We start from the raw sequence: 21,624 nt of genomic DNA, 5'->3' as shown, positions 1-21,624 counted from the left end.
GGCGGTGTCCGCGCTCTGCGGCGGCTGCGGGGGAGGGGCGGGGTGGTGCGTGCCGGACGCCACGGGGGCGGGCGTCCGGCACGCGGTCGCGGGGCTGCGGGGTCGCGGGGGCGGGCGGTTCCCGATCAGGTCAGGCGGTCTTCCTGATCCTGGCCGCCCAGGGACCGACCAGGGCGAACGCGCCGGGCTGCTCCAGCACGATGTCCTTGGACAGCGCCGTCGCGGTCTGCGCCCACCACAGCGGCAGGTAGGGGAGATCGGCCGCCGCCGCCTTGACGGCGTCGAGCAGGAACCGGCCGCGTTCGGCCTTGTCGGTGGCGGTCGTGGCGGCGGTCAGCGCCTTGTCCACGGCCGTGTTGCGGTAGTGCGCGAGGTTGGTGGCGGCGGCCGAGCTCTGGAGGTACGGGTTGGTGAGTTCGGCGGGGTCGCCGGTGACGGGGAAGTACCACAGGAACTGGAGCGGCTTCCTGCCCGGCACCAGGTCGGCGATCCACTGTTCGAGCGTGACCTCCTTGACCTTCAGCGTGATGCCGAGGCTTTTCAGGGAGCCGGCCAGAGCGAGCGCCGCCGTGCCGAGCTGGGGGCCGCTGTTGGGGTAGGTCAGCTCCACGGTGAAGCCGTCCTTGTGGGCCGACTTGGCGAGTTCGGCCTTCGCCGCGTCGAGTCCGAAGGTGTAGGTGGCCAAAGCGGCGTAGGCGGACTCGGTGTCGGCGGCGGGGAGCAGGTCCCCCCACATCTCGGGGGAGACGAGGGAGGTGGCGACGGCGGCTCTGCCGTGCAGGATGCCGGCCACCATCCCGGGGCGGTCCGCCGCGTACGCGAACGCCTTGCGCACGTGCGGGTCGTCGAAGGGCGCCCGGGAGGTGTCGAAGGCGAGGGAGACCACCGAGCGGTCGCTGGTGTAGGTGACCTCGGCGGCCGAGGTCCAGCTGCGGGCCTCGTCGGCGGGCAGGTCCAGGGCGCCGTCGACGGAGCCGGACTTCATCGCCACCAGGCGGGTCCCGGCGTCGGGTATGAACGACAGCTTCAGCGAGCGCAGCGACGGCTTGCGGCCCCACCAGGCGTCGTTGCGCTCCAGCCGCACGCTGTCGTCGGCCGCGAAGGACGTCACCTTGTACGGGCCGGAGCCCAGCAGCAGCGTCTGCGGGGTGCCGACCTTGCCCTTGTTCTTCGCCAGGAACGCCTTGCTGCTGACCAGCAGGGTCCCCGGGGTGGGGGTCCAGGAGAACGCGGCATCGGGGGACTTCAGCGTGATGGTCACCTCGCGCTCGCCGCTGGCCTGTACCGACGCGACGTTGGCCCAGGCGTAGGCCAGTCCGCTGGTCGTGTCCCGGGCGGCGTCGATCGAGGCGAGCACGTCGTCGGTGGTGACCGGGGCGCCGTCGGAGAAGACCGCGCCCTGGCGCAGCGTGTAGACGTACGTCCTGGCGTCGCGCTGGTCCCACTTCTCCGCGAGGCCCGGTTCGAGCCGGCCGGTCGGGCTGACCGACAGCAGCGACTCCTGCACGAGCGCGGCCACCGTGTAGTTGAGGATGCCCGCCTCGCGGCTGATGTCGAGGGTGGAGATGGACGACGGCAGCGCGAGGGTGAGGCTGTCGATGGGGGTTTCTGTGCCTTTCGCGGGCGTCCCCTCCGAGGTCCCGCCGTGCGCGTCGGCGTCCTTCCGCTGGGGGGAACACGCCGAGAGGATCGCCGCGGCGCCGAGCGCGCCGAAGGCCGCTCCTGTCGTGCGCAGCATGCTGCGTCGGCTGAGGTGTCCGGCCGGTTCCGCGCCCATAAGGACCGCCAATTCTGTGCTCCACCGGGGCGTGTCCACTGACAATGCCCAACTGGGCGTGGATGGTATCCACTGTCCTGGGTGGTGTCAAAGGTCCGTCCGCCGTACGGAAACGGGCGGGGTGGACGGAGACATGTGTGGTGAATGCGGCATGCCGACGCCGGTCCAGCAGCCGAGCCGGCGGAGGCGGTGGACCAGGGTCACCGCCCGCTGCCGCCGTGGCAGGGCGCGTGCCCGGCGCTCGGGGCAGCCGCGGGATCCGGGTGGATACGGTCGTCGTACTGCTGCGAGAGCCCGGGGACCGCGGCCACGGCTCCGGTCACGACGACCTGAGGGCGGCGCATAATGCCGTGCCGTGCGACCGGTGGACGGACAGACTCGGTTCATGGCGGACATGAGGGAGTTCCGGGACGCGGTCACCGGCTGGGCGGCGGGCGGCCCCGACGGGCCGGCGCGCGGTCTGGCGGAAAGCCTGGGGGCACGGACCGCGGTGCTCCTGGAAGGGCTGAGCGATCTCGCGGCCGTCGAGGCGCTGGCCGCCCGGCGCGGCCGGGACCTGGCCGCCGAGGGAGTGTGCGTGGTGCCGATGGGCGGGGCGATGAGCGTCGGCCGCTATGCCGGGCTCCTCGGGCCGCCCGGCCTCGGCCTGCGCCTGACGGGACTGTGCGACGAGGGCGAGAAGGGCTTCTACGAGCGCGGCCTGACGCGGGCACAAGCCCCGGTCCAGGACATCCACGTCTGCGCCGCGGACCTGGAGGACGAACTCATCCGCGCGCTCGGCACGGCAGGAGTCGAGGAGATCCTCCGCGTCGAGGGCGACTTCCGTGCCTGGCAGTCCTTCCAGCGTCAGCCCGCACAGCAGGGCCGGCCCCGGCATCAGCAGGTGCGGCGCTTCCTCGGCACGAAGAAGGGCCGCAAGATCCGCTACGGCCGTCTCCTTGTCGAGGCGCTCGCACCGGACCGGACACCGCCGCCGCTCGACGGCCTCCTGGCGAGCCTGTGAGGCCGCGGACGGGTTCCGGCCGGCCCAGGAGCGCAGAAGCGCCTTCCCGGAACCCCTGGCACGTACGCCCCTGACGCACCTGCCGCCGGGCCGTGCCCGCCGTCACGCCAGCAGCACCGCGGCCAGCCGGCGCCACGCGTCCAGCGGGAGTTCCGTCCGCGTGTCGGAGGTGACGACCTGGAGCGCCAGGTGATCGGCCCCCGCGGCCAGGAACTCCTGGGCGCGTGCCGCGATCGTGTCGGCGTCGCCGAGCGCGAACACCGCGTCCAGCAGCCGGTCGCTGCCGCCGTCGCGCAGGTCGTCCTCGGTGAAGCCGAGCCGCCGCAGGTTGGCGGTGTAGTTGGGCAGCGTGAGGTACATGGCCAGATAAGCGCGGGCCGTCGCGCGGGCGCGCTCCAGGTCCGGGTCGAGTACGACCTTGAACTCCGGGGCGAGCAGCGCGTCCTGGCCGAGGATGCCGCGGGCCCGTGCGGTGTGTTGCGCGGTGACCAGGTACGGGTGGGCTCCCGCCGCCCGGTCCCTGGACAGCTCCAGCATCCTGGGGCCGAGCGCGGCCAGCACCCGTCCGGCGGCCGGCACCGGCTCCGGCGCGGAGTCCAGCGCGGTCAGGTACTCGCGCATCGCCGAGTACGGCTTCGCGTAGTCCTTGGCGAGCGCGCCGTGGCTCACCCCGAGCCCGAGCAGGAACCGCCCGGGGTGGACGCGTTCGAGCTCCGCCCGCCCCGCGGCGACCTCCTGCGCGCCGTGCTGCCAGATGCTGAGGATGCCGGTGGCCACGGTGATCCGGGGGGTGGCCGCGAGCAGGGGCGCCGCGTACGCGGTGTCCGGGCTGCCGCCGAGCCAGATCGTGCCGTAGCCCAGGGCGTCGAGTTCGGCCGCGGCGTCGTCGTGCGCACCGGAGTACGCGGGGCCGTCGCCGTTCTGGGCGGTGGTCCAGGCGCTGCTCCAGACGCCGATCCTGCCCAGGGGGTTGTGCTGCGGCATGTGAGTCGTCCTCGGTCGAAGGGAATGCGGGATACGTACGTTGTACACGGCGTGCGGTCCGCGATCCGTGACGCCGGCTCGGCGTGCGGTCCGCGATCCGTGACGCCGGCTTCTTCGTGCTCGGTGGCACGCGGCGCCGATCAGGCATCAGGGATCTCCCAGGCGAGGGGAGCGGCTGCCTGCCAGCGGAGCCGGCGCACGAGGTCCGGCGGGCCGCAACGGGCCGGCCGGCGTCGTCAGGGCGCGGTGAGGGTCCAGGTGGCGGTGTCGGTGTGGGGGGTACCGGCGATGGAGGCGGTGACGGTGACGGTGTTGGCGCCCGGGCGGAGTGTCACGCCGGTCCAGGTGAAGATGCGGTCCGAGCTGCTCCGCGTGCCCAGCGGCGTGCCGTTCAGGACGGCGGTGACGTCCGTCGCGTTGGAGTAGACCTTCACCTCGGTGGTCGCGTCGGTGCGCGAGGTCCAGCGGCGGCTGGTGATCCAGAGGGTCGGCGCGGGGGACCAGTTGGCCTTGTACCAGTAGAAGGCGTCCTTGCGGGTCGCCCGGTCGCGGGTGACCAGGCCCTTGTCGTTGATGCCGGGCTGGCTGCCCTCGTTGCGCCCGTCGGAGGCGAAGTCGAACATGTTCCAGACGAACGATCCCCAGACGAAGGGCCGGGCGGAGAGCTGCTTCCAGGACGCCTCATGGAGCAGCGACTGGTATTCCTCCGGATGGAAGCTGCCGCCGGAACTGGGAGCCGACGGGTTGAGCGCGTGCTGCGCGGTGTTCGCGCCGGCGCCGTACTCGGACAGGGCGAAGGTGCGGTCCGGCTCGGCCTTGTGCAGGCTGTCGGCCCAGCCGCCCAGGTCGTTGTAGGAACCCCCGTACCAGCCGAAGTACTTGTTGTACGCGGTGGTGTCCGCGTGGCTCGCGACGCCCGCGTCGTTGCCGAGGTTGTTGGCGTAGGTGCTGATGCGGTCCGGGTCCTCGCTCCTGACCAGCGCGGCGAGGCTTGCCAGCAGTGTGTTGGCGGCCGTGTTGTCGCTGCCCTGCTCGTTGCCGATCCCCCAGAAGGCGATCGAGGGGTGGTTGTAGTTCTGCCGGATCAGCTCGCGCAGCTGGTTCTGCGTGCTCGCGGTGAAGGCGGCCGAGTTGGTGGTGCCGTTGACCAGCGGGATCTCCGCCCACACCACGACGCCGGCGGCGTCGGCGAGGTTGTAGTCCTTCTGGTCGTGCTGGTAGTGCGCCATCCGCACGGCGGTGGCGCCGATCTCGCTGATCAGGGCGAAGTCCTGCGTGTGGTCGGCGTCGCTCTCGGCCCAGCCGGCGCCCGCGCGGTCCTGGTGCAGGTTCACGCCGTGCAGGCCGAGGTGCTTGCCGTTGAGCGAGAACCCCGTGGCGGGGTCGAGGCTGAAGCTGCGCAGGCCGAGGGGTTCGGTCACCGCGTCGGTGACCGTCCCGGCGGTCGCGTCCCGGATCTCGACGGTGGCGCTGTACTGGTAGGGATCGGCCAGGCCGTTCCACCGGCGGGGCCTGTCGATGGTCAGCGTCTGCACGACGTCCAGGCCGGAGCCGGCCCCGATGGTCTGCGCCGCGCTGCTCCGGTCGGCCACGATCGTGCCGTCCGCGTCGGTGACGACGGCGCGCACCACCAGGGAGCGGCCGGCGGTGTTGTTGTTGAAGACCGTCGCCCGTACGTCGACGGTGGCGGAGTCGGCGGTGACGCTGCGCTGCCGGAGGTAGACGCCGGGACCCGCGTAGTCGAGCATCCGCACGGCGAGTCTGTCGACCGCGTACAGGCTGACGTTGCGGTAGATGCCGCCCTGGAAGGTGTAGTCGGCGCTCAGCGGCGCGATGTCCGGGTTGGCGGCGTTGGTCACCTTGACGGCGAGGACGCTCTCCCTGCCCGGCGTGAGGTTGGCGGTGGCGCCGAACCGGAAGCGCGAGTAGCCGCCCTGGTGCTGGCCGAGGTGGGCGCCGTCGATCCAGACGTCGGCGACCTGGTTGGCCCCGGCGAACTGGAGGAAGAGCATCTTCCCGGCCAGGTTCGCCGGTACGGTGACGCGCCTGCGGTACCAGCCGACGCCCCGGTAGTAGTCGCCGCCCCCGTCCGCGCCGTCCTGCGCGTTCCAGGTGTGCGGGACGCTGAGGGCGGTCCACGCGCTGTCGTTGAAGGCGGGGGCCTGCGCGCCGGTGACGTCGCCCTTGTGGAAGCGCCACCCGGAGTTGAGGCTGAGCCAGGTCCGGGGTGCGGGCGGGGTGTAGGTCTGCGGTGCGGCCGGTGCGGCCTCGGCCGTGCCGCCGACGGTGAACGCGGCCAGTGCGCCGCCTGCCACGGTGCCGAGGACCTGGCGGCGGCTGGGGAGTTCGTTCATGGCGTGCCTTCCCGGGGGGTGGGGGGATGGGGGGCCGGACCGCACGAATTCCCACACCGTGCGCTTCGGGGCCAAGGCCTGAAACCGCCGGGTCATGTATATGAACACTAATCTGTCTTATGAACCACGGCCAGGTGTGAGGCTAGGCCGGGGTATCCCATGGGTCAACCCTCCCGCAGGGGGGAGTGGATCCCGCCGCCGGCGGGGGAGTTGGACCCGATCCGGTTCATGTGGGCGAACTGCTGCGGGGGCGACCGCTCGTCCCCGGAGCGTTTCCGACGCTCCGGCCTGAAGCTCCGGACGGGCACCGGCGGCCGGAACCACCAGTGGTCCCTTATCTGAGCCAGAAATCGTGGTTGTGCCGACCGGGGCGGAATCCGACGGATTCCGCCATGGCAGCCGCCCGCTGGAAATCTCTGGCGACCTCGCCGGGCTCGTGGGCGTCGCTGCCGAAGCTCAGGGCCGCGCCGCCGCATTCGTACCACCATTGGACGATGGCGCGGTACGGGAGCCGGCTCGTGTTCACCTCGAGGACCCGGCCGCTGCGGGCCAGGGCCAGCAGCGCCGTGCGGAACTCCTCCTCGAAGAGTTCCGCACGGCACGGCCCGGCGTCCGCGGGCCAGTTCCGCAGCGGATAGTCGATATGCCCGAGGATCTCGAAGTCGTCAGAGGTCTCCACCATGAGCGTGACGTCGGTGATGTAGTCGCGAACGATGCCGGCGGCCGGGCGCAGTCCGAAGAGGCGGTCGACGGCCAGGCGTTTCCCCGCCGCTTCGAGGGAGTGCAGCGATCCGATCACCCGTCCGAAGTCGGCCGCCGCCAGCAGTTGGCGTACCTCCTTCGCGTACCAGTGGGGTTCGCCGAGTTCCACGCCCGTGATGATGTGCAGGCCGGGGAAGCGGGACCGGCATCTGTCGACGCATTCCAGATATCCCTCGACGTCGAACGGGGTCGCCCGGAAAAGTCCGTCGGCGCCGACCATCGCCTGGAAAGCGCCGGGCATGGTCGCTATCGCCGCCGCCGGGATGGTCCAGGTCGTGAAGTCGGTGTGCTCGGTGAACGCCAGGGAGCGCAGGCCGATCGACAACGCCTGCCGGCAGGTCGCCTCCATCGATCCGGAAAGCGCGTCCCACGACCATTCCGTATGGATGTGATTGTCCGAAGGAAGCATGGGGATGATGCTCACCAGTGGGTCTCCGGCCCACAAGGGGCCGGGCCGACCGGCATCGTACGGAGTCGTACGAGGAAGGCCGGACGCAGTCGTACGCGATTCCCGGGCAACGGCCGTGGTCCGCCGGGTGAGCGGCGCCTAGCATCCGGTGCTGTGGACACATCTGCGCAGACTGTTGACGCGCTCTTGAGAACAGCGCGGAGCCGAGGCCTCGGCCTTCGCCGTGAATCGGCGGTGCTGGACGAGACGGGCTGGGATTTCCTGGTTCTGCACGGCACCGACGACGACGGCGTCCGGTGGATTCTGCGGAAGCCGCGGCGTCCCGGCGTCGCCGCCTCGGTGGCCGCGGAAGGACGCCTCCTCGCACTGGTCCGTGACCGCTTCCCCGTTCCCGTTCCGCGGTGGCGGTTCGCTGACCCCGAACTCATCGCCTATCCACGGCTGGCCGGAGAGCCCGCGGCGAGCGAGAACGTGCTGACGTTCCAGCTGCACTGGCGGATCGACCGTGAGAACCCGCCGCACTCCTACGTCGAGGCGCTGGGCCGGTGCATGGCGGTCCTGCACGCCACACCGGTCGCGTCGGCGGCGCAGTGCGGTATCCCGGTGCGCCGCCCGGACGAGGTCCGCACGCGATTCGCCGAACATCTGGCCCTCGGGCGGGCAGAGTTGGGGATGCATTCCACGTGGTGGGAGCGGGGCAGGCGGTGGCTCGACAATGACGGGCTCTGGTCGGAACGCACGGTATTGGTCCACGGCGACCTGCACCCCGGGCACACGCTGGTCGACGACGCGGGACACCTCGTCGGAGTCCTCGACTGGACCGACGCCGAAGTCGGCGATCCGGGAACGGAGTTCATCGAGGCGGCCCGGAAGTTCGGGCCGCCTGTACTGGACGGGCTGCTGGCGGCCTACGCCGCACACGGCGGCCCCGCCTGGCCGGGGCTGCGGCAGCACGTGCAGGAGGGCATCGCCTTCGCGCCGCTGAGCCTGGGCGTCCTGGGCCTGACGTCCGGGCAGGAACGGTACGTGCACGCGGCCCGGACGCGTCTGGGGGTCCCCACGACCGGCTGAGCGGGACGCCGCCGGCCGCCTCACACGCCCTTGCGCAGCCGCATGGTGATGAGGCGTCCGACCGAGGGATCCACCCGGCCGTCCGGGGTCGCGATGCCCAGTTCCGCCGCCAGGTCCTTGGCATAGAGGTCGACCACCGCCTCCGCGAGGTCGGTGGCGGCCTCCACGGCGCCGCGGGCCGAGCGCACGGCCCACAGCAGCGTCACGCCCATGAGCAGCACCAGCGGCCACCACACCACCGCCAGCACCCCGTAGAGCAGCGCCCACGCGCCCCAGCACGTCGCCCGGCGCCACGACGCGGCAGTCGCGCGCAGCTCGGCCCGGCAGGATTCCGGGACGACCAGCCACAGCCGCGGCCAGGCGGAGGGGAAGTCCAGACCGTATTCGTTGAACACCCGTGTCTCCAGGGCCAGGAGGCGGTCTCCCATCCAGGTCGCCGACTCCGGCCGGGCCGGCGCGACGCGGTTGCGCAACACGGTGTGCCGTAGCCGCTCCTCCGGGCTCCCGGCCGATGTCGCGGCGTCGTGCGCCGCCCAGCGCTCGCGGCGACGGGTCAGCAGGACACGCAGCGCCGCACGGTGCCGCCGGCCGAGCCACAGGCTGCCCAGCCAGCCGCTCAGGAGGCCGTTGACCAGACCGGCCAGAGCCACAGCGCCGGCCAGTTGCACCGAGGCGACGGCCCAGCCGCGGCCACCGGCCGGCCACCCCTGCCCGCCGTGCCACCGGCCCCCAGGAGCGGCGGCCTCGGCGATCAGCGCGGCCAGCGCCCAGACGGCCGCGCCGAAGGTGAGGAACGCGGGCCGCCGTTCGCCGCCGCCGAAGTCGGAGAAGGGCACGGCGGGTTACCGCGGGTCCGCATCGAGGCGCTGTGGCCGGCTGCGGGGAAGGCGGCAGACCGGAACCGGTCCTCCCGGCTCCCGGCCCTCCCGCCGGTCGCACAGGCTCAGCGGGCAGACGTACGCCTCGTCCTCGACCGGCCGGCCGTCGGCGCCCTCGGTTCCGAACCGGGTGTCCGGGTCCGGCCCGCCGATCTGCCGTATGAACTCCCGGTAGTCCGCGTCGCGGGCCAACCCTCCCAGCGCCGCGGTGCGCAGGGCGTCGAACCGGCCCGGGAGGGATCCGCCGGCGTCCTCCCCGGCCTCCTGGGCGACCGCCCGCGCCACCGCGCCGGTGATCTCCGGCAGGTCCCGGCACATACGACCGATCCACGCGGTCCGCCGGGCTGCCTCGTCCGGCTCCGGCCCGGCCGCCGTCGGCGTCGCCGCGCGGCCGGCCTCCGGATGGGTCAGCTCGAAACGCTCGGCGGCCCGGGCGGCCAGCCGCAGGAACCAGGCCCTGTCCTCCTCGCGGATGGAGGTGCGTCCGACGAACATCAGCGCGCAGGCGAGCAGCGACAGCACGGTCTGCGCGCGCCATTCGGGCGCCAGCCCGGAGTGCTCGACCCAGGAGTGGCATGCGCTGTCGACCTCCCGGACCACGTCGACCAGCCATCCCGGGAGCCGGTGGGACTGGTTTCCGTGCGGCGAGAGCAGGAGATCGATGAGCGCGTTCTGCTGTGACGCCGACAGTTCGTCCATCGTCCGGGCGACGATGTACAGCAGCAGATGGACCGGGTCCCGGGTGAGCGGACCCCGTGACTCGTACAGCGCGTTGTCGATCAGGTAGTAGCCGCTGGTGTCGATCGCGGGCCGTACCCTGATGAGCGCGTTGTCGGTGTGCAGGTCGCCGTGCGTCTTGCCGAGCAGCGGCCGGATCAGGCCCGTGTCGGAGAAGTACCGGCCCTGCGCGACGGCGAAGGGGTTCGGCAGGTCCCGCCCGTCGGGTTCGCTGTGCGTCCGGTCGCCCTGGTGGAGCAGGGCGTACGGGTGGAGCCGGCCGCCCGGCGCGAACTGGCCGGCCAGATGCAGGTCGAGGAATGCGGCGACCGTCAGCGGCGGCTGCTTCTCGTCCATGTCCGGATGGACCGCCCAGTCGCCCAGGACCCCGGCGACGACCTGGCCGCAGGCCGCCGTGAAGGTGGCGGAGTCGCTCCGCACGGGCTCGACGCCCGGCTGCTCGGCGATTCCCGGCCGGTCGAGCATGCGGTACAGCAGAACGGTCAGCACCTCGGTGTCCTCGAAGGTCCGGCCGGCCACCTTCTGGAACGTGATCCACGATCCGTCACCCACCCGGATCGGGGTGTGGACGGTGGTCGAGAGGTGCTGGCCGGCGAATGCCGGGGACTCCTTGACGGCGGCGCGGTGGCGCGCGAACTCGATCCTGCGGAGGTCCTCACCGTCTCCCATGGGGACCTTCAGGATCAGCTTCGCGGCCTTCTCCTCGTACCGGTCGATCTCCTTCACCACCGCCACCGGAGCCCGGCTCCTGCCGTTGACCAGCCACCGGACGAGTTCGTAGTGGCACTGATGCATCACCGCGAACTCCGAGAGGGCCTGCGCCGCAGCCGGGCCGATGCCGTCCGCGAGAGCGGGGTCGACGTTGTCATACATGGGCGTTGGTCCGCCGATCGCTGTGAGGGTGGGTGTCGTGGTGCTGCCCGTCCGCCGAGAGCCGCCCGTGTGCCTGCCGGTGGACGGCCTCAAGGGTGGCGCGGGAGGTCCGGGTCTGCGGGTGGTCCGTGCCGAGGACGCGCTGCCGGTCGATCAGGACCGCTTCGAGCTCGGCCTCGGCCTCACCGGTCGTGCCGAGGTCGAGTCTGATGAGCCCCAGCCGGTGCCGGCTGCGCAGGGTCGCGGGGTGCGCGTCGCCCAGGAGCTGCCGGCGCGTGGCCACGAGAGGGAGCGCCAGGTCCTCCGCCTCCTGCACGCGCCCCATGTCGTGCAGGGCGTCGACCAGGGACTGCAGGACAGCCAGGGTGCGGGGATGGTCGGCGCCGCGGATCTCGCGGCTGGCCGCCGCCAGCCGGCGCAGCTGCGCCTCGGCGGCTTCGGGCTGGTCGAGCTCCTGCCGCACCTCGGCCAGGTACTGCCCGGTCACCAGGGTGGCCGGGTGCCGCTCGCCCAGTACGTCCGTGCGCAGGCCGAGAACCTTCTCGTACGCGCTCAGGGCCTCGGCGAAGCGGCCGCGGGCGCGCAGCATGTCGGCTACTCCGTTGCTGCTGGTCAGCGTGTCCGGATGCCGGGGTCCCAGCAGCTCGGTCCTGCTCCGGAGCGTGTCGGCGAACAGGGTCTCCGCCTGGTCGAGCAGCCCCCGGTCCCGCAGCGCTCTGGCCAGGTAGTGCTGGGTGGTGAGGGTGTCCGGGTGCCGCGGGCCGAGGCCGGCCAGCCGGTCGGCGAGCACCTCGCGGAAGAGGGACTCGGCGGACGCCAACTGCCCCCGGTCGTAGCGCGTCCGGGCGAGATCGTGCCGGATGCCGAGCACCAGCGGATGGTCCTCGGGCAGCCGGTGCCGTGCCGCGGCGAGCGCGCGGACACCGGCGGCCTCGGCCTGGGCCAGGTGCCCGGCCGCTCTGAGATAGTTCGCCGCCCGGCTCGCCAGGCCCAGCGCGGCGGGAAAGGCCGCGGACGGCTCGGGGTGCCGGTTCCCGTCCCTGTCCTCGATGAGGTCGAGCGGCGCGGCGCAGTGGTCGGCCAGCAGCCGCCACCGTGCCCAGGCACTCGGCGCCTTGGGGTCGGTGGCCTCCACCACCTGGGTGAGCAGGGCGGTGGTCAGGGCGAGGTAGTCGTCGATCTGCCGCAGCACCTGCGGGTGGCGGCGCGACATGTCCCGTACCAGCGGGTGGAGGGTGAGCGTGCCCGGCGTGCCGGTGCGCGGCAGGGCGACCAGGCCGAGGCCGTCCAGGCCGCGCAGCGAGTCCCAGGCGCCCCACGCCGGGACGGAGGCGAACAGCGGCGACGCGGCGAGCAGGTCCGCGCGCAGCAGTAACTCATGCGGGATCGGGGCCTGGCCCAGGCAGGCGAGGGTCTGCAGCAGCGGCCTCGCCGCGGTGAAGCCCCGCTCGGCGAGCAGGTCCAGGGACAGCTCCCAGGTCTGGCCGACGGCGGCGTGGGCGCGCCTGGCCGGAGGGGCGCCGTCGGGCGGCAGCGCGAACAGCTCGTCGTGCTTGCCGCGTTCGAGGGCCTCCCGGTAGCCGCGGAAGTCACGCGGCAGGTCCCGCGGGGCCAATCCCCCCGGTATCTCCCGCGACTCGGCCAGATACCGCCCCGCGAAGGCGAGCGCCAGGGGGAGTCCGCCGAGGCGGGCCGACAGCGCCGACGCCTCGGCCGGGGTGCCTGCCGGGGAGCCGGCGAGTTCCAGCAGCACCTGCGCGCCGTGGTCGGGGGCGAGGACGCCCACCGCGTGCAGGCGCAGCCAGGCCGGCCGCGGCTTTCCCCAGGTGGTCCGGTTCCCGTCGCGGCTGGTGATGACGACGGTGCCGGTGGTCCGCCCGGCCGGCCGGAGCCACCCGGTGCCGTCGGTGACCCCGCCGCCCGCGGCGGCCAGGGTGCCGGGCGGGTCGTCCGCGTTGTCCAGCACCAGCAGCCACGGCTCGTCCAGATCCTCCAGCAGGTGCCACACGATGTCCGGCAGGCTGCCCAGCCGCAGGTGGTCGGGCGACGCGCCCAGCTCGACGGCGAGGGCGAGCATGCCCGCGGTGACCGCGGCGGCGTCCTCCGCCGGTATCCACCAGGTGGTGATCCCGGCGTCGGCGGCGCGCTGGACGGCGCTCAGCGCCACCGTGCTCTTGCCGCACCCGCCGAGCCCGTGCAGGACGTGGACGCGCGGGTTGTCGTGGGCGTGCCCGGACTCCGCGACGACCGTGGCCAGTGTGTCGAGCAGCCGGTCCCGGCCGCGTACTCGCGGTCCGCCGCCGAGCCGGTCGAACGGTGGGCGGGTCGATACGGCCACCGGCGCGACGCCCGGGGCGGTGTGCAGCGGGGTGCGGTCGGCGGCCGGTGCGGCGGCGGCGTCCGTGCTCCCGGCGCCGTGTCTGACCCGCCAGTACGCCTGCCGCCAGTCCTCCAGGACGGCCGGATCGGTGATCCCGGCGGCCCGCAGGATGCGGTTCAGCAGGTCCGGCGGCTGGAGCGCGGGAAGGTGCGTACCGGCGAAGTAGCCGCCGAGGGTGCTCACCGGGACGCCCACTGCCTTGGCGACCTGCCGCACGCTCAGGCCGGAGTCCTGCCGTGCGAGGGTCAGCTCCCGGCCGAAGTCCTGCCGGGTGGCGACGCGTTGCGGGTCCGGATGCGAGAGTTCGCCGGACCGGGGTCGGTCGGTCATGAATGCCTCCAGGAGAGCAGGTGGGCGCGGCTCCGTCAGACGGCTCTCAGGCCGGTCCGCTGTGTACGAACGCCGCCCACTCGTACGGATTCATCCGGTAGTTCCTGCGCATCTCACGGGCGGCCAGGTTGACCGCCCGGGCCGGCGGGTGATCCGCCAGCGCGGTGTAGGTGATCCGGGCGGTCTCCTGCGAGGCCAGATCGGGGACGCGCCAGAGCGTGCCGATGGCGGTGGAGAACCCCGCGAGCTGGAAGGCCGAGGAGATGTGGATCGTCTCGTCCGGGAGGTGTCCGCCGCTCAGCGCCGTGGTGCAGGCCGACAGATAGGCGACGCTCGCGGCGGGCAGCCGCAGCGCCGCGATGTCGCGCACGCGCAGGTCTCCGTCGGACAGCCGCAGGCAGCTGTCCGAGGGGTGTTCGGCGTCGCTGATCGAATGGCACGCGAAATGCGCCCAGGCCGACGTCCCCAAGCCGTCCAGCACTGCCTGCTTGGTGGCGCGGCCCCCGGCCAGGCGGACGACCCGGCCGGCGAACTCCGCCGCCACCAGGTCCGCCTCCACCTCGGCCATGGCCAGCGGAGCAGCGGCGGTCCCCACAGCCACCACCAGCGCGGACTCCGGCTCCCCGGCGGTCGGCCGGTCCTGGATGTGCCGCAGGAAGCGGAGCGTCGGCGTGTAGGAGCTGGCCACCCGGTGCAGCGCGCAGTTGCGGTCGCCGTCGCGCCCGGTGTGCAGGCCCGCGGCGTGAAGGGGCAGCACGCTCAGCGGCCCGGTCGGCACCCACCACAGGTGCGGCAACGCAGGGCTGTCCGAGGCGGTCAGGCCGAGATGACGGAAGACCGGTTCGGTGACCGCCTCCCACAGCCAGGCGAGCACGTCCCGTATCGCGTCGTTGGTGCCCCAGCTGTTCGCGTTGACCGCGGCGACGAAAGTGCCGGCGCGCTCGGCGGCGTCCTGTGCGGTGAGGCTTTCGAGCGGAACGACCTCGGTTCCGTCCCCGGTCGTCACCAGGGCGTCGCAGCGCCACGGGGACACGTTCAGCGTCACCGTCGGTCCGGAGCCCGCCGCCGGCCGCAATGCCGCCGCGTCGGGTGCGAGCAGGAAGCGCGCGAACCGGGGCCGCCGGCGAATGCGCGCCAGCAGATCGTCGCGCCGCGCGGCCGAGCGCCGCCGGTCCGGCGGCGGCCCGGTCCCGCCGGGTCGGGCGCGGCCCGGCGGGACCGCGGCGACCGGGGGCTCCGGCGCGGTGGCACCGGTCGCGGCGGCCTCGATCGCGGCGTGCACCTCGGCGAGTTCGGCCGCGAGCCCCGGTTCGTGCGCCCGGAGCTCGTCGTGGTCGGTCCGCACGTCCAGGACCTGGCCGAGCAGTACGCCGCGGCCCTGCTCCAGGACCCCGAGCGCCCGCTGATGGTCGCCGGCCGTGAGCGCGCAGGCGGCGGCGGCACTGCCCAGTCCGCGGAAGTCCGCCAGGTAGCGTTCCTGGTCGTCGCGCTCCAGACCGTGCCAGGCGACCAGGTCGAGCAGTTCCAGTGCCGTGGTCAGGGCGGTCAGACCGGCCTCGACGTCACCGGCGGCGACATGGAGCCGGCCGAGGTGCTGGGCGGCGCGGGCCCGGGTGCGTCCCGCCGCCGTCGAGGCACCGGCGGCCGCGCCGAAGGCGTGGACCGCGTCGCGGTAGGCGCCGGGCGACCCCTCGCGCAGAAACAGCGTCCGGTGGGCCAGCCCCAGCGAGAGGTGGATCTCGGCGGACGGCATGTCCTTGCGAACCGCCTTGTCCAGCGCGCGCCCCAGGACCTCGACGGCCTCGCTCTGCAGAGCCGGCTCCCAGCGGAGCTCGACCCGGCTGACCAGCGCCCCGCCGAGGTTCGCCAGGTGCATCGCCACGTCCGGATGCGTCGCGTCGGCGCTCGCCGCCGCCTGCCGCAGAGCTGCCGCCGCCCGGTCCAGGACGTCCGCGTCCTGTTCGTGGACACCGAGCCGGTACAGGCAGTTGCCGAGGTCCGCCTCCCACTTGACGCGCTCGGGAAGGTCGCCCTCGGACGCGGCGAGCACCTCTTCCAGAAGGCCGACCGCGTCGCGCAGGACGGCGAGGTCCTGGGTGTACTCGAATCGGCTGCGCAGTGACAGCGCCAGGTTCGCCGTGAGGAGCAGCCGGTCGGGACCCGCGGGGGTGCGGGCGAGCGCGGCGCGCCGCCACGTGACGGCCTCGTCCAGGGCGAGCGTGTCGCCCGTCCTGACGAAGACGGCGCGCAGCGCGTTGGCGAACTGGTTGAGGAAGAGCGGGGCGTCCGGATCGTCGGGGCCGAGCCCGTCGACCACGGTCCGCAGCTCCTCCATCGCGTCGAGGTGGAGCGCGACGTCGCCGCCGGCGACCGCCGCCGCGGTGAGGGCGTCCCCGAGACCGGCGTAGCAGCCGGGCGCGTTGCCGTCGCCCGGCGGCACGGCCAGCACCGCCTTCCGGTACGCGTCCACCGCCGCCAGCAGGTGTTCCTTGTCGCCGGTGGCGCGGAAAAGGACCATCAGCGCCATGCCGAGGTTCGCCAGCCGCGCCGCGACGTCCGAGGGGGTGCCGTCCGCGCTCCCGACGGCCTCGGTGTGCACGTCGACGGCTTCCCGGGCCGCCGAGGCGTCGCCGGTCCGCTCGCTCCAACGGGTCAGCGCCAGGCCCAGGTTGGACTGGTACGAGGCGTACCGCGAGTCGTCCGCGCCGGCCGCGGCCGCCGCGTCGCGCAGCACGGATATCCCCTCGGCGAGCCGGTCCGTCTCCCCGGTCCGTTCGAACCACCGGGTCAGGGACAGACCCAGGTTGGAAAGCCTGGACGGACTGCCCGGGGCCGCGTCGACCGCGACGCGGTGCGCGGCCAGCGCTCCGCGTAACGACCCGAGGTCACCGGTCAGTTCGAAGCGGTAGGTCAGCGCGACGCCGAGGTCGGCCGCGTAGCGCCCCCGTCGCTCAGGGTCCGCCGCCGCCGCCTTCGCGAGCAGTTCCGCGGCCTCCGCGAGCGGTTCCGCCCGCCGGTCGCGGATCCCGCCGCGGATCAGCTCACCGGCTCGGCGGTGCCATGCCCGGCCGGCCTCCGTCCCCTTTTTCTCGGTCAATGGCCCCCACCTCTTCCCGTTCCACCCTAGCCGTCCGACGGCGACGCGTTCGTACGAACTTGTCCGGGGTTCACCGGCGGTCCTTCCGGGTGCGGCCGGCCGTGGGGTTGTCTCGTCAGGGTCAGCTCGGCGTCTACTGACAGGAGGCCCGCAACCCATGCCCGACAAGCGCAGCACTGTGAGAACCGTCCAGGGACTGGTCCGGGAGGGGCTGGTCGCGGCGGACGAGCAGCAGCGGATCGAGCGGGTCGCGGACCGGTACGCGATCAGCCTGACGGCCGCCATGCGCGAGCGGATCACCGGCGGGGACGACGACCCGGTCGCCCTGCAGTTCGTTCCCGATCCGCGGGAGCTGGAGACGACCCCGCAGGAGCGGGACGACCCGATCGGCGACGGCCCCTTCACCCCGATTCCCGGGATTACCCACCGCTATCCGGACCGGGTGCTGCTCAAGCCGCTGCACCTGTGCCCGGTCTACTGCCGGTTCTGCTTCCGGCGCGAGGTGGTCGGCCCGGGACACGGCGTCCTCGCGGAGGACGATCTGAGCCGGGCGATCACGTACATCAGGGAGCGCCCCGAGATCTGGGAGGTCATCCTCACGGGCGGCGACCCGCTCATGCTCTCGCCCGCCCGGCTGCGCCGCATCGTCGGGGAACTGGACGCCATCGGGCATGTCGGGGTCGTCCGCGTCCACACCCGGGTACCGGTGGTCGCCCCTGACCGGATCACCGGGGAACTGCTGGACGCCCTGTCGGCGGACACACCGGTCTGGACGGTCGTGCACTGCAACCACCGCCAGGAGCTGGGCGGGGAAGCGCTGCTCGCGTTGAAGCGCCTGACGGACCGGGGCTTCCCGCTGCTCAGCCAGACCGTTCTGCTCAAGGGTGTCAACGACTCGGCGGACGCGCTCGAAGACCTCTTCCGCACCCTCGTGCGGCACCGCGTCAAGCCGTACTACCTGCACCAGGCCGACCTGGCCCCGGGCACCGGCCACTTCCGTACCACCATCACGGCCGGGCAGGACCTGATGGCCGGACTGCGCGGGACGGTGTCCGGGCTCTGCCAGCCGACCTATGTGCTGGACATCCCCGGCGGGCACGGGAAGGTCCCGATCGGCCGCGGCTACCTCGACGGACATCCCGGCGGCTATCTGGTCACGGATCCCAACGGCCGGGTCCACCGGTACCCGCCGGCCGAAGACCGGCCCGCCGAGGGCGAAGCGTGAGCGTGCACCCGGGACAGGAGCGCCCGCCGACCGCCCTGGTGAGGGAGCGCGACGGCGCGTCCTGCTCACCCGTCCGGTGGACCATTCCCGGTGTCGGCGTCGGCAGTGCGTGGCGGGCGATGTGCGCGGCCTTCGCCGCGCAGGCGTCCGGCACGCCGGGGCAACGGGCGAAGCTCCTGGTCCAGGGCGTGCCCGAGGAGCGGACGGCCTGGTGGCCGCACCGCTGGGGCGGGGGCGAAGCCGGTCCGCAGCGCTGGCTGGCGGCGCTCGCCCCGCTCGTCGGGGACGGCGGCTGCTTCGCCTACGCCCGCGATGTGCAGCGCTACCGCCGTCCGCTCTTCGAGGCGCTGGTCGGCGCGTTCGCCCCCTACCTGGCGCGGCTCGGCATGCCGGGCGGACCGGTCGAGGCCGAGGTCTTCTTCGGCGACTACCGCTGCACACCGGGAGGAATCCACCGCGAGCGCTGCGCCAACGTCCACCTCGTGCTGGCGGGCACCAAGAGCATGCACTTCTGGCCGGACAGCGGGTGGCCGCCGCCGGGCACGCCGGTGCGTGCCGACGGCGCTCCGGACAGCGGGGCACCCGAGGAATATCTGCCCGGCCTCGATCCGGCGGCGGTGATGGGCGGCGCGCAGACGCTGACGGCGGGGAAGGGCGGCGGTTTCTCGTGGACCGCCGGCACATGGCACGTCGGCGAGACGCACGGCCCCGCCCTGGCCCTGAACATCGCGGCCTACGAGCGGACGACCGGCGCGGGCCCGCTACCGCTGTGGGGGGAGCGCCTGCACGGCGAAGTACCGCCCGCGTGGCTGACGGCCTACGGCGAGCACACCGGCAGCCATGACACCGAGTGGGGTCCGCTCGCGCGGCTGTCCGCCCTGGGCATGCGCCCCGCGCCGCCCGGCCCGCCCCGGGGGCCGGAAGGCGGCAAGGGCGGGCCGGGCGACCGGGTGCGCTGCCGCACCGCCGCGCCCGTGCTGTGGACCGAGGACCGCCGCGGGCACCTGTCGGTCGCCGCGATGGGGGCGCTGACCACGGTGCCGCACTCGGCGGAGGTCCGTGACTGGCTGGCGCCGGCGACCCGGCCGGACGGCGTCCCCCGCGCCGTGCCGCCGTCGTGCCGCCCCCTCGCCGCCTGGCTGTGCCGCCAGGGAATCCTCGACCACCGGGAGAGCGCATGACCGTACCACCGCACCACTGGGCCGACTCCGACGACGACCTCTTCATCCGGCACGGCGATGTCTTCGTCCCCCGGCGGGGGGAGCAGATCGAGACCGTCCGCGACCTGGTCGCCCCCCTCCCCGGCCCGGACATCCTGGAACTCGGCTGCGGCGAGGGCCGGCTGACCGCGGCACTGCTGCTGCGGTACCCCGAAGCCCGGGTGACCGGCATCGACAACTCGGCCCGGATGCTGGCCGCGGCGGCCGACCGGCTCGCTCCTTTCGGCAGCCGGGTCCGGCTGGTCAAGGCGCCGCTGGAGGACGGGGGATGGCGGCACGGGACGTACGCCGCGGTCGTCTCGTCGCTGGCGGTGCACCATCTCGACGATGCCGCCAAGCAGGTCCTCTACCGGGACCTGCACGGCATGCTGCTGCCGGACGGCCGGCTGGTGCTGGCCGACCTGGTGCGGCCCCCCACCGCCACCGCGACCGCCTGGGCGGCGGGCCGTTGGGACGCCGAGGTCGACAGACAGGCCGCCGGGCCGCACGGCGATCCGGACGCGGCCGGCGCGTTTCGCGCGACCCGGTGGAACACCTTCCGGTTCCCCGACCCGGTGGACAAGCCCTCGACGCTGCTCCAGCACCTGCGCTGGCTGGCCGAGGCCGGCTTCGACGGCACGGACGTCTGCTGGGCGCTCGCCGGACACATGGTGATCGCCGCGACCAAGCCGCACCCGGAAGGGAGCACCCGATGACCTCGGCAACCGGCAGAACCCTGCTCGCCAACATCGTCAACGACGTCATGATCGAGGCGGCACCGCCCTCCTACGCAACTGCGATGGCCGCCGTCACGCCGAGAAAACTCTGGCTGGCCGAACCGGGGGACTGCGTGGTGACCCTGGCGCCCTGCCCGCCGGCGTTCCGCGACTACGTCGCGCGCACGCTCGCCCTCGACCTCGGCGGCGTCGACATCGTCGCCCCGGACACGATCCGCGGCATCCACGCCCTCGATGTCGTGGCGGCGCTCGGCGCGACCGCCCGGGTCACGGCGCGCCCGACGCTCGTACCGTTCGTCGTGGACACGCGCGTCACCGCCTTCGCCCGCGCCACCGGCATGCGCCTGTACCCGTACGACACCGTCCCGGACGACGGGACGGTGGCCGCTGTCCGCCGGATCAACACCAAACAGGGCTTCCGGCGGATCGCGGCCGGCCTCGGCCTGCCCGTAGCGGACGGCGGGTACGCGGACCAGCCGGAGTCGCTGACCGCGGGGCTGGAACAGTTCCTGGCCGGCCGCCGGGCCGCGATCGTCAAGGTGAACCGCTCCTCCAACGGGCACGGCACCTTCGTCGTGCGCGATGACGCCGGCTCGCCCCCGGTGGCACAGCAGGTCCGGCGGGCGATCGCCGAACAGGGCGCGCCGCGCTGCGGCTGGGTGTACGAGGAGCTGCTGCCCTTCGACAGCGTGCCGAGCATCGAGATGAACGTCACGGCCACCGGGGTCAGCGAGTTCTACAGCTGTGACCAGCGCAGCGTGGACAACGCCTGGACCGGGATGACCACGCCCGCCGCCCGGGGCCGCCTGAGCGGGACGCTGACCGAGGCGGCCCAGCGGATCGGCGGCTGGCTGCTCGACCACGGGTACCGCGGGATCTTCGACCTCGACTGCGGGGTGTTCGAGGGCCGGTACGTCGTCACCGAGGCCAATGTGCGCAGGACCGGCGGGACGTACCTGGAGGAACTCGTCGGCCGGCTCAGGCGCCTGGCCGGGGTGGAGCACAAGCCGTCGTACTGGCACGCGGACGTGCGGCGCGGCACCACCCGGCTGGACTTCGCGGCCGCGGTCGGCGCGCTGGAACGGGCGGGCCTCACCGACCCGGCGGCCGGCGCCCGGGTGCTCCTGCCGGTGGACACCCTCAGGACCGACGGCAAATGGCGCTATCTGGTGTGCGGTACGGATGCCGGGTCCGTCGCGGACGCCGAACGGGAACTCACCGGACTACTGGAGTTGGTCTAGTGCTGCACTCCGCCCTGCACCCGGGTTTCAGCGGCGTCGACGGCGTCGGTGTCTTCGCGCTGCGCGACCTCCCGCTCGGAACCGCCCTGTGGTGGCCCTGCCCCAAGTGCCCGGTCGTTCCGCTCGGCGGCCAGCGGGAGACACCGGCCCCCGTCGTCCACTGGCTCACCGAGTTCGGCTACCGGCGTGCCGACGGCAGCCTCATCTCGCCGTGCCGCGGCGCGCACCTGCTCAACCACTCCTGTGACGCGTCGGTGCTCGACGCGGGCCTCGCGGTGGGCGTCGCCGTACGGGACATCCGGCGCGGCGAGGAAGTGACCTGCGACTACCGCACGTTCCGCTACGACGACGGATGGAGCTTCCCGTGCCGGTGCGCCGCCGACTCCTGCGTCGGCACGCTGACCTCCACGGCGGGAGAGATCCCCGCCGAGCTGAGCCGGACCTGGCGGCGCCGCTTGCGGCCGGCGCTGGAAGCCGCGGCGGTCGTCGCGCAGGAGACCACGGTGAGAGCTGGGGACGTCAACGGCCGGCCGCCGGCCCCCAGGAGGATACGTGTGCGCTGACCG

At 73.3% G+C, this 21,624-nt stretch carries 15 protein-coding genes; 7 read left to right on the top strand and 8 right to left on the bottom strand.

Translation table 11 applies throughout. The features are described 5' to 3' along the window. Positions 1-130: 130 nt before the first annotated feature. Positions 131-1,738: an ABC transporter substrate-binding protein gene (locus tag OHA86_RS05610; protein WP_329173019.1), complete on the bottom strand. Its 1,608-nt coding sequence runs from the start codon at positions 1,736-1,738 to the stop codon at positions 131-133. 424 nt (positions 1,739-2,162) lie between these two features. On the opposite strand from OHA86_RS05610, the gene OHA86_RS05605 reads away from it, so the two are divergent. Next, positions 2,163-2,780, top strand: coding sequence for a TOPRIM nucleotidyl transferase/hydrolase domain-containing protein (locus tag OHA86_RS05605; protein WP_329173018.1), 618 nt, complete (start codon positions 2,163-2,165; stop codon positions 2,778-2,780). A 102-nt stretch (positions 2,781-2,882) separates the two neighbouring features. Here the strand turns inward: OHA86_RS05605 and OHA86_RS05600 are convergent, their stop codons facing one another. The 3 genes from OHA86_RS05600 to OHA86_RS05590 all read right to left on the bottom strand — a co-directional run bounded on the left by OHA86_RS05600 (position 2,883) and on the right by OHA86_RS05590 (position 7,289). After that, positions 2,883-3,764, bottom strand: coding sequence for an LLM class F420-dependent oxidoreductase (locus OHA86_RS05600; RefSeq protein WP_329173017.1), 882 nt, complete (start codon positions 3,762-3,764; stop codon positions 2,883-2,885). A 236-nt stretch (positions 3,765-4,000) separates the two neighbouring features. After that, on the bottom strand, positions 4,001-6,118 hold the full coding sequence (locus OHA86_RS05595; RefSeq protein WP_329173016.1) for a glycoside hydrolase family 2 protein: 2,118 nt from the start codon (positions 6,116-6,118) through the stop codon (positions 4,001-4,003). 334 nt (positions 6,119-6,452) lie between these two features. Continuing rightward, the gene (locus OHA86_RS05590; protein ID WP_329173015.1) at positions 6,453-7,289 is read right to left on the bottom strand and encodes a PHP domain-containing protein; all 837 of its coding nucleotides are present in this window, start codon (positions 7,287-7,289) and stop codon (positions 6,453-6,455) included. A 234-nt stretch (positions 7,290-7,523) separates the two neighbouring features. Between OHA86_RS05590 and OHA86_RS05585 the strand changes: the two genes are divergently transcribed. Next, entirely contained in the window at positions 7,524-8,360 is an 837-nt protein-coding gene (locus OHA86_RS05585; RefSeq protein WP_329173013.1) for a macrolide 2'-phosphotransferase, read from the top strand. A gap of 20 nt (positions 8,361-8,380) precedes the next feature. On the opposite strand, the gene OHA86_RS05580 is transcribed toward OHA86_RS05585, so the two are convergent. From OHA86_RS05580 to OHA86_RS05565, 4 genes are read right to left on the bottom strand one after another with little or no spacing between them, the layout of a single operon-like run. Then, positions 8,381-9,196, bottom strand: coding sequence for a hypothetical protein (locus tag OHA86_RS05580; RefSeq protein WP_329173012.1), 816 nt, complete (start codon positions 9,194-9,196; stop codon positions 8,381-8,383). Between the two features lie 6 nt (positions 9,197-9,202). Beyond that, the gene (locus tag OHA86_RS05575) at positions 9,203-10,849 is read right to left on the bottom strand and encodes a hypothetical protein (RefSeq protein ID WP_329173010.1); all 1,647 of its coding nucleotides are present in this window, start codon (positions 10,847-10,849) and stop codon (positions 9,203-9,205) included. Next, the gene (locus tag OHA86_RS05570) at positions 10,842-13,559 is read right to left on the bottom strand and encodes a helix-turn-helix transcriptional regulator (protein ID WP_329173008.1); all 2,718 of its coding nucleotides are present in this window, start codon (positions 13,557-13,559) and stop codon (positions 10,842-10,844) included. Before OHA86_RS05570 ends, OHA86_RS05575 begins: the two co-directional genes overlap by 8 nt. A 46-nt stretch (positions 13,560-13,605) precedes the next feature. Continuing rightward, the gene (locus OHA86_RS05565; protein WP_329173006.1) at positions 13,606-16,656 is read right to left on the bottom strand and encodes a CHAT domain-containing protein; all 3,051 of its coding nucleotides are present in this window, start codon (positions 16,654-16,656) and stop codon (positions 13,606-13,608) included. 157 nt (positions 16,657-16,813) lie between these two features. Between OHA86_RS05565 and OHA86_RS05560 the strand changes: the two genes are divergently transcribed. From OHA86_RS05560 to OHA86_RS05540, 5 genes are read left to right on the top strand one after another with little or no spacing between them, the layout of a single operon-like run. Continuing rightward, entirely contained in the window at positions 16,814-17,881 is a 1,068-nt protein-coding gene (locus OHA86_RS05560; RefSeq protein WP_329173003.1) for a lysine-2,3-aminomutase-like protein, read from the top strand. Continuing rightward, the gene (locus OHA86_RS05555) at positions 17,878-19,062 is read left to right on the top strand and encodes a hypothetical protein (protein WP_329173002.1); all 1,185 of its coding nucleotides are present in this window, start codon (positions 17,878-17,880) and stop codon (positions 19,060-19,062) included. Before OHA86_RS05560 ends, OHA86_RS05555 begins: the two co-directional genes overlap by 4 nt. Beyond that, positions 19,059-19,796, top strand: a complete 738-nt coding sequence (locus tag OHA86_RS05550) for a class I SAM-dependent methyltransferase (RefSeq protein ID WP_329173000.1) — start codon at positions 19,059-19,061, stop codon at positions 19,794-19,796. Before OHA86_RS05555 ends, OHA86_RS05550 begins: the two co-directional genes overlap by 4 nt. Beyond that, positions 19,793-21,058 (top strand): hypothetical protein, encoded by a 1,266-nt coding sequence (locus tag OHA86_RS05545; protein WP_329172998.1) that lies wholly within the window; start codon positions 19,793-19,795, stop codon positions 21,056-21,058. The genes OHA86_RS05550 and OHA86_RS05545 overlap by 4 nt, the downstream gene beginning before the upstream one ends. After that, a complete protein-coding gene (locus OHA86_RS05540; protein ID WP_329172997.1) occupies positions 21,058-21,621 on the top strand; it encodes an SET domain-containing protein-lysine N-methyltransferase in 564 nt (187 codons plus the stop codon). The genes OHA86_RS05545 and OHA86_RS05540 overlap by 1 nt, the downstream gene beginning before the upstream one ends. The last annotated feature ends 3 nt before the right edge of the window (positions 21,622-21,624 follow it).

This window comes from Streptomyces sp. NBC_01477 (assembly GCF_036227245.1).
Lineage (GTDB): Bacteria > Actinomycetota > Actinomycetes > Streptomycetales > Streptomycetaceae > Actinacidiphila.
This window is presented reverse-complemented; position numbering and strand designations above follow the sequence as displayed.